The sequence below is a fragment of the Anabaena sp. WA102 genome (assembly GCF_001277295.1).
In the GTDB taxonomy this organism is placed as follows: Bacteria; Cyanobacteriota; Cyanobacteriia; order Cyanobacteriales; family Nostocaceae; genus Dolichospermum; species Dolichospermum heterosporum.
In genome coordinates this window covers 2,479,215-2,492,798 of the sequence record NZ_CP011456.1, presented here as the reverse complement: position 1 = coordinate 2,492,798, position 13,584 = coordinate 2,479,215, and the positions used below count along the sequence as shown (strand labels likewise).

Sequence of the window (13,584 nt, the reverse complement as noted above, 5' to 3'; positions counted from 1 at the left end):
TGATATAATAGTACGATAGTAACTTATGCGAAAGCATCGGGAGCGATCGCAATTTTAGGAAATTTCAGAAATGCCAAAGTTATTTATCAAGTAGGGTATGTTAGCGATAGTGTAACGCACCGAATATGGTGATAGTGGGTTAAGATTCCCATTTTTAAACAAATACCCCATCAATAGGGTGCGTTACATTTCATTAACGCACCCTACAAGATCAGCTAATAACGTCAAAAAGATGATTGATATATAGTTATTAAATATCCTCCCAGGTAATTGTCATCATCATTTCCTTATTAACATCGGTTATTTTAACTAATCTATTAGCTTGTCTTTCAATCGTTTTTTCAAAAATATTCCTGACAAGTCTACCATTTCCAAAACTTTTGTTTTTTTCAAAATATAACTTTGTGAAGTGTTTCAGAAGTTTTTCTTTACCTCTTGGGGTTATTCTATAATGTTGTTGCTTACATATTCCCTCAAAAATATTTAATAGTTCTTCTGGTTTATAATCTTCAAAATAAAAATATCTATTAAATCTCGACTGTAACCCTGGATTAGCATTAATAAATATTGACATCTCATCACTATAACCAGCGACAATCACAACCACCCTATCTCGATAGTCTTCCATTCTTTTGAGTAAAGTATCTATCGCTTCTTGTCCAAAATCTTTTCCTGAATCTGCTGGTGCTAGTGTATAAGCTTCATCAATAAATAATACTCCATCTAATGCTGAATTTACAACTTCATCTACTTTTAAAGCTGTTTGTCCAACATAACCTGCAACCAAACCTGATCTATCAGTTTCTACAACATGGCCTTTAGCAAGTATACCTAGTTCTCTATATATTTCACCCATTAAACGTGCAACTGTGGTTTTACCAGTTCCCGGAGGTCCACAAAATACTGAATGTAGGGAAATAGAAATATTTGGTAAACCTTGTTCCTGACGCATTTTCTGAACTTTGAGAAAATTGATAAAAGTGTTAATATCATTTTTGACATTTTCCATTCCCACAAGGTGATTTAACTTAGTGATAACATCATCTAAACATTGAGATTGAGAATTACTTTGACTGTTATTCTTTCCAGATATATTTAACTCACTCTTTAGGCGTAATAGTTCAATTTCAATTTCAGGATCTCGATAAGTCATAATTGATATTGATTGGGTGTTAATACAGGTGATTAACTTTAAATTATACTGTAAAACCTTGTATAACTGTCAACTATCTTGCCCAAAAACTTCCCGCACCTCCACCCCATGACAATCATTTAACTTTGATAAATCAAAGATTATAGCTATTGAGTACAACATTAATATTGATATATCCAGAAGATTTACTATTTGCTATAATCAAAATATTGGCTAAAAGTCAGAATAATTCATGAGTAATAATTGATAATTAATAAAACTGTAGAAAATATCACAAATTAACTTCCTGACTTTAGCTGTTTTCAATGCTTATCTTTTTGGTTTCTCTGCATAGATTAGTAAGGTGCGTCAGACGTTAAATCATACTTAAATTCGACTATTTATCAATCTGACGCACCCTACGGAAAAATTGAAACAAACAGAAAAGAGACACACAGAAGGAAAATCATGCCCAAATCTTATGCCACAATTGATGGTAACGAAGCTGTTGCCCGTGTAGCTTACAAATTGAATGAAGTAATTGCTATTTATCCGATTACCCCATCTTCAAATATGGGTGAATGGGCTGATGCTTGGATGTCAGAAAATAAACCAAATCTTTGGGGAACTGTTCCCAGTGTTACCCAAATGCAAAGCGAAGGAGGGGCTGCTGCTGCTGTCCATGGGGCATTACAAACGGGGGCATTAAGTACAACTTTCACCGCTTCTCAGGGATTATTATTAATGATTCCTAACTTGTACAAAATTGCGGGAGAATTAACCAGTTTTGTCATTCATGTTTCTGCCCGTTCTTTAGCTACTCATGCTTTATCTATTTTCGGTGATCATAGTGATGTTATGGCTGCAAGGGCGACTGGCTTCGCTTTTTTGTGTTCAGCTTCTGTGCAGGAAAGTCATGATTTTGCTTTAATTTCTCATGCGGCAACTTTAGCAGCAAGAGTGTCATTTATGCACTTTTTTGATGGGTTTAGAACTTCCCATGAAGTGCAGAAAGTTGAGTTGTTATCTGATGAGGATTTACAAGCTTTCATTCCCCAATATTTAGTATTTGCACATCGTCAACGGTGCTTAACTCCAGATAAACCAGTATTACGAGGAACAGCACAAAATCCTGATGTTTATTTTCAATCTCGTGAAGGTGCAAACCCTTATTATGATGGTTGTGCTGATATTGTTCAAACAATAATGGATAAATTTGGAGAACGCACAGGCAGATATTACAAACTCTATGAATATCATGGCGCACCCAAGGCAGAAAGAGTAATTGTAATTATGGGTTCTGGTTGTGAAACTGTCCATGAAACTGTGGATTATCTCAACAATCAAGGGGAAAAAGTTGGAGTTATCAAAGTGCGGCTTTTCCGTCCTTTTGATGTAGCCAGATTTATAGAAGCATTACCAAATAGTGTTAAATCTATTGCTGTCCTTGATAGAACTAAAGAAGCTGGAAGTGCAGGAGAACCTTTATATTTAGATGTGGTGACAGCTATTTATGAAGGGTGGAAAAAAACTACATTCCCGAAAATTGTTGGGGGCAGATATGGACTGTCTTCTAAGGAATTTACTCCGGCAATGGTGAAGAGTATTTTCGATAATCTGACTCAACTTAAACCCAAAAATCATTTCACAATTGGGATTAATGATGATGTCACTTTCACTTCTTTGAATTTTGATGCCAATTTCTCTACAGAACCAGATCATGTGGTTCGGGCAATGTTCTATGGTTTAGGTTCAGATGGTACAGTAGGGGCAAATAAAAACTCCATCAAAATCATCGGGGAAGGTACAGAAAATAACGCCCAAGGTTACTTTGTTTATGATTCTAAAAAGTCCGGTTCTATGACAGTTTCTCATTTACGGTTTGGAACTGGAACAATTCGCTCAACTTACCTGATAGACAAGGCTAATTTTATCGGTTGTCATCATTGGGGATTTGTGGAAACTATTGATATTTTAAAAGCTGCTGCACCGGGAGCGACTTTGTTGTTAAATAGTCCTTATGATGCTGATCAGGTTTGGGAAAATCTACCTTCAAAAGTTCAACAGCAAATTATTGACAAGAACCTGAAAGTTTATACTATTAATGCTAGTCAAGTGGCAAAAGATAGTGGTATGGGACACAGAATTAACACTATCATGCAGGTGTGTTTCTTTGCTTTAGCGGGGGTATTGCCAGAAAGAGAAGCGATCGCTAAAATCAAACAAGCCATAGAAAAGACTTATGGTAAAAAAGGCGCGGAAGTTGTCAAGATGAATTTAAAAGCCGTAGACAACACCCTAGAAAATCTGCATTCTGTAAATGTAGAGACGTTCCATGGAACGTCTCTACAAAATAACGCAAGATTTCTACAAAATAATGCACCCAAATTTGTCGAGAATGTTCTTAGCAAAATCATGGTCTGGGAAGGTGATGATTTATCTGTAAGTGCGTTACCTGCTGACGGAACTTTCCCCAGTGGAACTGCAAAATGGGAAAAACGCAACGTTGCGGAGGAAATCCCCGTTTGGGAGGCTGATGTCTGCGTTCAATGTGGTAAATGTGTGATGGTTTGTCCTCATGCTGCTATTCGCGCCAAAGCTTATCAATCCAGTGAGTTAGTCAACGCACCCATATCTTTTAAGTCCACTAATGCCAAAGATAAGAGCTTTGCTAACCAGAAATTTACCATTCAGGTAGCCCCAGAAGACTGTACAGGCTGCGAAATTTGCGTGAGTGTCTGTCCTGCCAAAAACAAGGCAGAACCCACCCTCAAGGCGATTAATATGAGTCCCCAGTTACCGTTGCGGGAACAGGAACGGGAAAACTGGAATTTCTTTTTGAGTTTACCAAATCCAGACCGGAAAACTTTGAAAGTAAGCCAAATTCGTCAGCAGCAATTACAAGAACCGTTGTTTGAATTTTCCGGGGCTTGTGCTGGTTGTGGAGAAACGCCCTACCTTAAATTATTAACACAATTGTTTGGCGATCGCTCACTCGTTGCCAACGCCACCGGCTGTTCTTCCATTTACGGTGGAAATCTCCCCACAACTCCTTGGAGTCAAAACGCTGACGGTAGAGGTCCTGCATGGTCTAATAGTTTATTTGAAGATAACGCCGAATTTGGTTTTGGTTATCGTTTATCTATAGACAAACAAGCGGAATTTGCAGGAGAATTATTGTCACAATTAAGTAGTGAAATTGGCGATAATTTAGTTAATGCCATTCTCAAAGCTGAACAAAAAACCGAAGCTGATATTTGGGACCAACGGGAAAGAATTGTCATTCTCAACCACAAATTAGCTGAGATTGCGGAAACTATAAAAGACGCAAATCTCAAATCCAAAATCCAAAATCTCAAATCCCTCGCTGATTATTTAGTCAAGAAAAGTGTGTGGATAGTTGGGGGTGATGGTTGGGCGTATGATATAGACTTTGGTGGAATTGATCATGTGATTTCCACAGGACGCAATGTGAACATTTTGGTAATGGATACAGAAGTTTATTCTAACACTGGAGGACAATCTTCTAAAGCCACACCAAAAGCCGCAGTTGCTAAATATGCAACTGGCGGAAAACCAGCACCAAAGAAAGATTTGGGTTTAATGGCGATGACTTATGGTAATGTTTATGTGGCGAGTGTAGCGTTAGGTGCGCGTGATGAACATACACTCAAAGCATTTTTAGAAGCGGAAGCTTTTGACGGTCCATCAATCATTATTGCTTACAGTCATTGTATTGCTCACGGGATTGATATGACCAAAGGTTTACATCAGCAAAAGGCTCTAGTAGACTCAGGAAGATGGTTGTTATATCGCTATAATCCAGCATTACAAGAACAGGGTAAAAATCCCTTACAATTGGATATGAAAGCACCTTCTGAATCGGTGGAGAAGTCAATGTATCAAGAGAACCGATTTAAGATGTTGACGAAAAGTAAACCGGAGGTTGCCAAGTTGTTGCTAGAACAAGCGCAAATGGAAGTTAATGCTAGATGGGAAATGTATCAATATTTAGCGAATAGGTAAAGGTCTTCCTAAGTAGGGTGTTTGAAAAGTATTAGATGAAACCGATAATCTTCAGAAACCTAACCCCCCTTCCCTACCTCTCCCTAACCCTCTCCTCTTAGGAGAGGGAAAAGGAATAACAGGCGTTGCTGAATCGAGGTATGAAATTTCCAAATTGAACCTTTAAAAATCTTACCTCAGTGCGTCTACTCTTCGAGATCACGAAGCGTGATTGCGCCTTTGCGTGAGACTAAAATTCATACCCTTAATCAGCAACGCCGAATAACATTTAATACTGGAGAGGTTTACCAGAGGGGTTTATTTTGCCAAAGATTATCAATTTACTTCTGTGGAAGTGAAAGAAAAAACATTTCGGTCCGAGAGAAATGAAGTTAATCCTCTTCTGTCAGATTGGGAAAATTCAATACCTGGGAGGTTTATGGAGCTTTGGTTTTGACATTTTATGCAGCAATTTTATTTTTTAATACATAAAAAAAGTGCCAACCCTTGATGAAATAAGAGTTACAAAAAATGGATTCAATTATTGTTTTCCGAGAGTGACATAACAGGGTTAACTAGTTAAACTAGAATTTACAACCTGAATACAGGAAAACCCATCATGATTATTGCTACCCAAGCATACCAAATCACTTGGGAAAAACTACCCGATGATTACATTCTCCCAGATGATCCAGTGGACAACATCTACCAACCAGCCCAAGCCGCTGCCCTGACTGAAAGCCTCCAACTAGCCGGTAAACTTCCCCCAAATTGCCTCACACCGACTAACTACGGTATCTGTGCCACCGTCAATAGCAAAATTGTCATTAAAGCTCCTGATTGGGCTTATATACCCGAAATTCGCGTCACGAAGCAAGAAGTCTTTCGTAGTTATACACCCCAAGTACAGGGAGATATTCCCGTAATAGTGATGGAATTTATTTCTGATACAGACGGAACAGAATATTCCAGTAAACCTACTTATCCCCCTGGAAAATGGTTTTTCTATGAAAAAATCTTAAAAGTACCTAATTACGCCATTTTTGAACCAGATAGCGGTAGTTTAGAATTTTATCAGCTAAACTCTAATACAGGTTTGTACACCTTACAAAATCCTCATGAAAACCAACGTTACTGGATAGAGGAAATGAACCTTTACTTGGGAGTGTGGGAAGGGACAAGGGAAAACCTCACTAGTAAATGGTTAAGATGGTGGGACGAACAGGGAAATTTGCTGTTGTGGAGTTCAGAATTAGTAGAACAAAAACAACAAGAGATAGAACAACAAAAACAACGTGCTGACAAATTAGCTGCCCAATTAAAAGCATTAGGTATCGAACCAGAAAAATAAAAGTAGAGTGGGCATTGCCCACAGGATATACTGCAAACGGTTCATAGTTTAACCAAATATGAAACCCCTCTCCAAACCTCTCCCCGCAACGGGGAGAGGCTTTGAAGCTTGTTCTTTGTATGATAAAAAAGTCCAGTTTCTAGCCGTTTTGAGTATAATTAACCACCAATAACAGCAATACAATCAATTTCTACCAACACATTTTTAGGCAAACGGGAAACCTCCACACAAGCACGCGCTGGGGCGGTATCTTCGGAAAAATATTTTGCATAAACCGCATTGACAGCGGCAAAATCATTCATATCAGCTAAAAATACACCAGTTTTTACCACATCTGCAAATGTAGCTCCTGCTTCTGTCAGGATAGCTTCAATATTTTTCATTACCTGTTCAGTTTGCTTAACTACATCTTCGGTGTAGTCAACATCACCTAAACGGGGATCTATGGCAATTTGTCCAGCTACAAACAACATTTGCCCAGAAGCGAGAATTGCTTGATTGTATGGTCCAACTGGTGCAGGTGCTTTATCGGTACGGATTACTTTACGAGTCATAATATATATGTCTTTTGGCTCTTTTGTTAATGGTGTTTCTGGTTTACCGAATTCTAAATCTGTAGATGTTTGGTAAACTTCTCCATCTGGCATTATCGCACCTGTGAGGTCTGCATTTTTAAAGGTTGCACCGTAAATATTCGCGCCGGTTAAATCTGCTTTTTTCAGATTTGCACTATCTAGATTTGCTCTCATTAAATCTGCATTTTGTAAATCTGCTCTTTCTAAATTTGCCCCTTGTAAACAAGCTTTTTGGAGATTTGCACTATTGAGGTTTGCTTTTATCAAGTTGGCATTATCCAAGTGAGCATTACTGAAATTTGCACTTTCTAGCTTTGCTTTACTCAAATTAGCACCACTCAAGTTAGCCCAACTCAAATTCAAATTAGAAGCGCATACTAACTCACTCAAGTTAGCATTTTCTAAAGATGCCCTCGTGAGATTTGTACGGTCAAGATCCGCTTTACTCAGGTTAGCATCATTCAAATCTGCCCGCGACAAATCTGCACCTGTGAAGTCGATTTCACTCAAATCCGCACCTTCAAGGTCTACCGTTTTCAGATTTTCCGAACGAAAATTCCGTTCCCCAGCAGCGTATTTCTCTAAAAGTTCTTCAGCGTCCATAATGCACCATTGAATACCATGAAAACAGTATAAAACAAAGAAGCAACATGACTACAGAGTTAAACGCCTTGGGTTTAGCATTGCTAAACCCCTACATTTTTCTTCTTTCTTCTTCTCTTCCTTCGTGTCCTTCGCTTCTTCGTGGTTTATTTCTCTTACCCCAACCTCGGACGAATCCCATAATTTCTATATTGCCAATAATCCCGCAAAATCCGGTCATGATCAAAACACAAATTACCAGGAACACACCAAGGCGAGAAAATACCCAAACTCTTAGCATCATCACCCGCCAAAGGTTCACCCGTAGCAGTTGCTAAAAACACAATACTAATCGTATGCTGACGGCGATCGCGCTTAGGATCAGAATACACTAATAACTGTTCGACTAATTCTACTTTTAAACCTATTTCTTCCTCTGCTTCCCTAATTGCCGCCTTTTCCAGCGATTCACCATAATCAACAAAACCACCGGGTAACGCCCAACCTAATGGTTCATTATGTCTTTCAATCAGGATAATGGGGCGATGAGGTCTATCAATTAATTCAATAATGATATCAACGGTGGGTGCAGGATTTCTGTAAGTCATAAAATTTTAGATTTTGGATTTTGGATTATGTATTAATTATTTACTCTTGTTTCTATTTCTTCATGAATCAGAACAGTCAACGCTGGCTATGGCATGATAAATTCGATGCGTGATTTATAAAAAATTACGTTTTCCTATATTTCAGGTTAAATATGCCTTTTCCTAGATCAAGTGGTATTTTACTACATCCTACTTCTTTCCCCAGTCGGTTTGGTATTGGGGATTTGGGTTTGGAAGCTTATCGGTTTATTGATTTTCTCAAAAATAGTCAGCAGCAATATTGGCAAGTTTTACCGCTAGGACCGACTGGTTACGGTAATTCTCCTTATATGTGCTACTCCGCAATGGCTGGAAATTACTTTTTGATTAGTCCAGAGAAGTTGTTAGAGGAGGGTTTGTTAATTGCCGAAGATTTGGCTGATTTACCAGATTTTACCGTAGATAAGGTAGATTTTAATGAGGTGATCCCTGTCAAGGTCAATCTGCTCATTAAAGCTTGTGAGGATTTTAAAATTAAAGCAAATTCAACTCAAAAACAGGCTTTTGCTAAGTTTTGTGCTGATAAAGGCTATTGGTTAAATAATTATGCGCTATTTATGGCTCTTAAAGATATCCAAAATGGTGCAAGCTGGTACAATTGGGAACCGGAATTGGCAAAGCGTGAACCAGCAGCTTTAGCTCAGATGGAAAAAGAATTAGCAGAGGAGATTTTTTATTACAAGTTTGTTCAATATGAGTTTTTCCGGCAGTGGTCAGAACTGAAAAACTATGCTAATGACAATGGGATAGAGATTATTGGTGATATCCCTATTTATGTAGCCCATGATAGTGCTGATGTGTGGGCTAATCCTGAGATTTTTGCTTTAGATGCAGAAACGGGAGAAGTGGCTTTAATGGCGGGAGTTCCACCCGACTACTTTAGCGCTACTGGTCAATTATGGGGAAATCCGGTTTATAACTGGGAAGAATTGCAAAAACAAGATTTCAAATGGTGGATATTACGCTTTGAGGCGATGCTGGATTATGTGGATATAATTCGCATTGATCATTTCCGGGGTTTTGAGGCTTATTGGGCTGTTCCCCAGGGAGAAACGACTGCCATGAATGGCGAATGGATTGAAGCACCTGGAGTGGCTTTATTTGAGGCAATTAGAAAGCATTTGGGTAAGTTACCTGTTTTGGCGGAGGATTTGGGAATTATTACGCCAGAAGTGGAAGCACTGCGAGATCAGTTTGAGTTTCCAGGGATGAAAGTATTGCAGTTTGCCTTTGGTTCTGATCCCGGTAATCCTTTTTTACCCTTTAACTACACACGAAATGCTGTAGTTTATACTGGTACTCATGATAATGATACGACTGTAGGCTGGTTTAATGCTGCAAATGATTACGAAAAGCAAAATCTATTGTTGTATTTGGGTTGTATCAGTCCAGATGGTATAAACTGGGATTTAATTAGGTTAGCTTTGAGTTCTATTGCCAATCAAGCAATTATACCTTTGCAGGATGTATTAGGTTTGGGGACTCAAGCCCGGATGAATTTTCCCAGTACGGCGGTGGGAAATTGGGAGTGGCGTTACCAATCGGGGGTATTAACGCCAGATTTAAGCGATCGCCTAAAAACTCTCACTTTCCGTTGCGGACGCGCTTATAGGGAAGCAGGTGACAGGTGACAGGGAGTAGGGGGAGTAGGGGGAGTAGGGGGAGTAGGGGGAGTAGGGGGAGTAGGGGGAGTAGGGGAAGTAGGGGGGGGAGAAAGAATTTTCCCACTGACTACTGACTACTGACCACTGACCACTATAAGTTTGGTTTAGCAGCAATGTTGATTTCTTGAGCTTTGCCGATTTCTCCCATTTCCTTTGCTTCCTGCTGATTCACACTCATTAACACACCACCAGCATTATCAGTTTTTACTGTCAGTTGCTCGGTGGCGTTCCAGGTGCGGCTAGAACCTTGTGGTAAAACTCCCTCAAAGGCTGTTTTACCATCTGTAACCACGCTAATCCAAGATGAAGCTTTTAATGTGACACCAATTTGTACGGATTGATCCCCTTGCTTGTTGATAAATGTATTATTAGCAGCTTCTTCCCCTGCCAATTGGGTTACAGTTTTTGGTTGAATTTGGCGATTGTTTGCTTGCAAAGTGGAATTATTCAACAACTGGGATAAACCGTTAACAGAGCAGAAAATCAGCCCAATATAAAGCAGGTAAAGATGAATAGGACGTAATTGAGGAACAGCTTGTACTTTCCAATTGGATTGAACACTTACTGATTGAGAACCAATGGGGAAATGACTAGCAAATTCCCCACCCCGAATTCCTAAAGCGTCTGCAAACTGTCTAATTAAGCCTTGAACATAGATGGGTTCTGGTAAGTCGCTTAAATTACCTTCTTCAATGGCTTGTAAAAGTCTTCGAGGAATTCTGGTGAATACGACTAACTCATCTAGAGTTAAACCCTGTTCCTGCCGTAGCGAACCTAGTTGAGAGCCAAGTTGCCCTAACTTTTCGGCTTGATGTTCCTTGATAGAAGGTTTGATTGACTGTTTACCCTTCTTTCTGAACCATTTCATGTTTTTCTTTTACTCCTTAACTCGGCTTTGTCTTAATAGGTGTGCGAATTATCTGCTTATTTAAAAAACTAATTTCATCCTGACTAAGATGACGGTATTTACCAGATGGCAAGGATGCTGTTGTTGATGTTTTTAATTGAATTGAACCAATAGCCGTGCGATGTAGCTTAATGACTGGATATCCCAACTGTTCGGCTATACGACGAATTTGACGGTTTCTTCCTTCCTGTAAAACTATCTCTAAACAGCTTTGATCAATATAATTTTCAATCAAACGCACTTGAGCAGGTCTTGTGATTCTTCCTTCCAGAACTATACCCTGACTCCAATTTTCGAGAACTTTTGCTGGAGGGTGTCCTTGAACTACAACGCGGTAGGTCTTGGGAATACTATGACTAGGATGGGTAAGTCCATAGGTCAATTCTCCATCATTGGTTAAAATCAATGCTCCTGTCGAGTCTACATCTAAACGGCCAACCGGGTGAATACCCCATCCGGTTCTTAATGCTGACGGAAGGAGATCCAAAACCGTTGGTCTTCCTTGGGGATCATGGCAAGTGGAGACAAATCCTGCTGGTTTATGCAGTAATAAATACATTTTGGATGGACGCTGTTCTCCCAGTACAGGTTGACCATCTATAGAGATTTTATCTTGGTGAGGATCGACTTTTTGTCCTAAATGTGCTAATACCCCATTCACACATACTCGTGATTGCCTAATCATTTCTTCAGCTTCACGTCGTGAGGCTATACCCCATTGAGCTAGAATTTTTTGTAGCCGTGCCTCCATGTTTAAACTGTGATTTTCTCGCTGAATATTTTTATACTGCTAATGTTTGCATTTTGTTGTTAACAAACTTCCATGTTAAAGTTAAGGTTTGTTTAAGATACTCAAGTTTTGAGCATATTTACATTGATATAACCGTCGAAAAATGACAGAACCAAGTTCCCCAAATACAAATAACAGCAAAGTCAGGATCATTACAAAAGTTTTAACATCAGCGATTAAGCTTTGGTTAAGAAGCCAATTAAATCAAGTATCTCATTTAGAGGTACAGATTACAGCAAGCGATCGCCAATTGCTGTCTGGTTGCATTCCTGGAGTATCAATTTCTGCTAGTAATGCTGTGTATCAAGGTCTTCATGCTACACAAATTGAACTTCAGGCAGAACAGATCCAACTGAATGTGGCTTCAATTTTGAAAGGACAACCTTTGCAATTATCAGCAATAGTACCTGTAGTTGGTAAGCTGATAATCGCTGAACAGGATCTTAATAATTCTCTGTCATCTCCATTATTATTAACAGCTATAAATGATGTACTGATTCCACTACTAGCAGAATATAGCCTAAATTTCAAGGACATTACTTGGCGAAGAATCACCCTTGACAATCAGGTATTGATCCTGAATGGTATCCCAGTCTCTGAGATAGAAGGGGCATTTTTCAATATTTATTTAGGCTTAGAACTGCTCAATGGTCAAGAACTACAATTAACACAAGTTCGGATCAAGACCGATCAAGAGGTGCTGTTAGAAAAGAATTCTCCTTATATTATAAATCTGGGAACAGATGTTGATATCGAAAAAATTTCTCTGATACCGGAACAACTTAGTTGTTATGGACGTATTAACATTAACCCATAATCATTAAAAAATCAAAATTCAATATTCCCTGAATTTACTTTAAATTATATGGCTATTGTGAGTGATGTGGGCAAGTAGAGATTAAATCTTATCTTAGTTCCTGTTACAGCGTTTTTTCTAATAAAGGTAAAAGTAAGGTAACGAAATAATACACTAAAGGAGCAGTAAAAATATAGCTATCGGTGCGATCTAAAATCCCTCCATGACCAGGGATCAATTGTCCTGAATCCTTGACACCAGCATCACGTTTGAGCAAAGATTCTGTTAAGTCACCTAACAAACTAGCAATACCAATAATTAGACCCAATGTGAAACCAGTGATTAACCAGTCGGGAAAATTGAGAAAGTAAGCTCCTGTGATCGCAACAGCTACACTAGCACTAATACCAAAAACTGCACCTTCTACGGTTTTTTTGGGACTAATATCTGATAACCGAGTTTTCCCAAAGAATTTACCAAAAGTATAAGCGCCAATATCCGCAGCCCAAATACATAAGAACGTGAGGATAGTCGCAGTTAAACCTGTGGGAAAGGCAGTCAAATTGCCTTGTCCGATATCTTGCCAATTAGATGGCCAATAACCACCTAAAGGTAAATTACTGCTAATAGCATGATCAATTCCCCGTAACCTGACCCAGTAACTTGGTAAGTAACCTACATAAAACAAACCCATAATAGAAGCGGAAATATCCGCAATGGTGGCTAATTTGGGTTGAAAAAGTAGGTAAAAACAAATAAGTGTTCCGGCTATTGGCATAATTGCATCAGCTAAACTACCATTAAGGGTACAAATTGCCAGTAGAACTTGACTAACAATCATGGTAGTTTTAACTGAGGGTGTTATGCCTCTAGAGCGAACCAAATTAAAATATTCTTGTTGACCTAAAAATACGACAATAGCGATCGCTATCGTAAAATACCAACCCCCCAATAGGGTTGCAGATAGCGCCATGATAATTGCAACAATTCCACTAATAATTCGAGACCAGGGCATAGGATAATATTTGGGATTTTAGATTTTGGATTTTGGATGCAACCCAAAACCGAAAACCGAAGGAATTTAACAATTTGTGGAAGTCCCCAGCTTCAATGTACTCCTAATATGGGGATTGTG

The 13,584-nt window shown here is 38.9% G+C and carries 10 protein-coding genes; 4 read left to right on the top strand and 6 right to left on the bottom strand.

All coding sequences use genetic code 11. The features are described from left to right. Nucleotides 1-250: 250 nt before the first annotated feature. Nucleotides 251-1,153: an AAA family ATPase gene (locus AA650_RS10790; protein ID WP_053539025.1), complete on the bottom strand. Its 903-nt coding sequence runs from the start codon at nucleotides 1,151-1,153 to the stop codon at nucleotides 251-253. A gap of 447 nt (nucleotides 1,154-1,600) precedes the next feature. Here AA650_RS10790 and nifJ point away from each other — a divergent pair, with 447 nt between their 5' ends. Together nifJ and AA650_RS10780 are read left to right on the top strand one after the other, a co-directional pair. Further along, complete coding sequence (nifJ, locus tag AA650_RS10785) at nucleotides 1,601-5,158, top strand: pyruvate:ferredoxin (flavodoxin) oxidoreductase (RefSeq protein ID WP_053539024.1); 3,558 nt, start codon at nucleotides 1,601-1,603, stop codon at nucleotides 5,156-5,158. 598 nt (nucleotides 5,159-5,756) lie between these two features. Further along, complete coding sequence (locus AA650_RS10780; RefSeq protein WP_168636027.1) at nucleotides 5,757-6,488, top strand: Uma2 family endonuclease; 732 nt, start codon at nucleotides 5,757-5,759, stop codon at nucleotides 6,486-6,488. 158 nt (nucleotides 6,489-6,646) lie between these two features. Here the strand turns inward: AA650_RS10780 and AA650_RS29225 are convergent, their stop codons facing one another. Next, nucleotides 6,647-7,666 (bottom strand): Rid family detoxifying hydrolase, encoded by a 1,020-nt coding sequence (locus AA650_RS29225; protein WP_053539022.1) that lies wholly within the window; start codon nucleotides 7,664-7,666, stop codon nucleotides 6,647-6,649. A gap of 155 nt (nucleotides 7,667-7,821) precedes the next feature. After that, nucleotides 7,822-8,253, bottom strand: a complete 432-nt coding sequence (locus AA650_RS10770) for an NUDIX domain-containing protein (protein ID WP_053539021.1) — start codon at nucleotides 8,251-8,253, stop codon at nucleotides 7,822-7,824. Between the two features lie 152 nt (nucleotides 8,254-8,405). Here AA650_RS10770 and malQ point away from each other — a divergent pair, with 152 nt between their 5' ends. Then, nucleotides 8,406-9,923: a 4-alpha-glucanotransferase gene (gene malQ / locus AA650_RS10765; RefSeq protein ID WP_053539020.1), complete on the top strand. Its 1,518-nt coding sequence runs from the start codon at nucleotides 8,406-8,408 to the stop codon at nucleotides 9,921-9,923. Nucleotides 9,924-10,047: 124 nt separating this feature from the next. On the opposite strand, the gene AA650_RS10760 is transcribed toward malQ, so the two are convergent. Together AA650_RS10760 and AA650_RS10755 are read right to left on the bottom strand one after the other, a co-directional pair. After that, nucleotides 10,048-10,824 (bottom strand): helix-turn-helix domain-containing protein, encoded by a 777-nt coding sequence (locus AA650_RS10760; RefSeq protein ID WP_053539019.1) that lies wholly within the window; start codon nucleotides 10,822-10,824, stop codon nucleotides 10,048-10,050. A 16-nt stretch (nucleotides 10,825-10,840) separates the two neighbouring features. Further along, the gene (locus AA650_RS10755; protein WP_053539018.1) at nucleotides 10,841-11,614 is read right to left on the bottom strand and encodes a pseudouridine synthase; all 774 of its coding nucleotides are present in this window, start codon (nucleotides 11,612-11,614) and stop codon (nucleotides 10,841-10,843) included. A gap of 142 nt (nucleotides 11,615-11,756) precedes the next feature. Here AA650_RS10755 and AA650_RS10750 point away from each other — a divergent pair, with 142 nt between their 5' ends. After that, nucleotides 11,757-12,470 (top strand): LmeA family phospholipid-binding protein, encoded by a 714-nt coding sequence (locus tag AA650_RS10750; RefSeq protein WP_053539017.1) that lies wholly within the window; start codon nucleotides 11,757-11,759, stop codon nucleotides 12,468-12,470. Nucleotides 12,471-12,573: 103 nt separating this feature from the next. Here the strand turns inward: AA650_RS10750 and AA650_RS10745 are convergent, their stop codons facing one another. Next, complete coding sequence (locus tag AA650_RS10745; protein WP_053539016.1) at nucleotides 12,574-13,464, bottom strand: phosphatidate cytidylyltransferase; 891 nt, start codon at nucleotides 13,462-13,464, stop codon at nucleotides 12,574-12,576. Nucleotides 13,465-13,584 lie beyond the last annotated feature (120 nt).

What these genes read in the sequence shown, in the direction of transcription:
- AA650_RS10745 (WP_053539016.1), bottom strand. Translation starts at nt 13,464, where the DNA reads ATGCCCTGGTCTCGAATTATTAGTGGAATTGTTGCAATTATCATGGCG.
- malQ (WP_053539020.1), top strand. Translation starts at nt 8,406, where the DNA reads ATGCCTTTTCCTAGATCAAGTGGTATTTTACTACATCCTACTTCTTTC.
- AA650_RS10750 (WP_053539017.1), top strand. Translation starts at nt 11,757, where the DNA reads ATGACAGAACCAAGTTCCCCAAATACAAATAACAGCAAAGTCAGGATC.
- nifJ (WP_053539024.1), top strand. Translation starts at nt 1,601, where the DNA reads ATGCCCAAATCTTATGCCACAATTGATGGTAACGAAGCTGTTGCCCGT.
- AA650_RS10755 (WP_053539018.1), bottom strand. Translation starts at nt 11,614, where the DNA reads ATGGAGGCACGGCTACAAAAAATTCTAGCTCAATGGGGTATAGCCTCA.
- AA650_RS10790 (WP_053539025.1), bottom strand. Translation starts at nt 1,153, where the DNA reads ATGACTTATCGAGATCCTGAAATTGAAATTGAACTATTACGCCTAAAG.
- AA650_RS29225 (WP_053539022.1), bottom strand. Translation starts at nt 7,666, where the DNA reads ATGGACGCTGAAGAACTTTTAGAGAAATACGCTGCTGGGGAACGGAAT.
- AA650_RS10760 (WP_053539019.1), bottom strand. Translation starts at nt 10,824, where the DNA reads ATGAAATGGTTCAGAAAGAAGGGTAAACAGTCAATCAAACCTTCTATC.
- AA650_RS10780 (WP_168636027.1), top strand. Translation starts at nt 5,757, where the DNA reads ATGATTATTGCTACCCAAGCATACCAAATCACTTGGGAAAAACTACCC.
- AA650_RS10770 (WP_053539021.1), bottom strand. Translation starts at nt 8,253, where the DNA reads ATGACTTACAGAAATCCTGCACCCACCGTTGATATCATTATTGAATTA.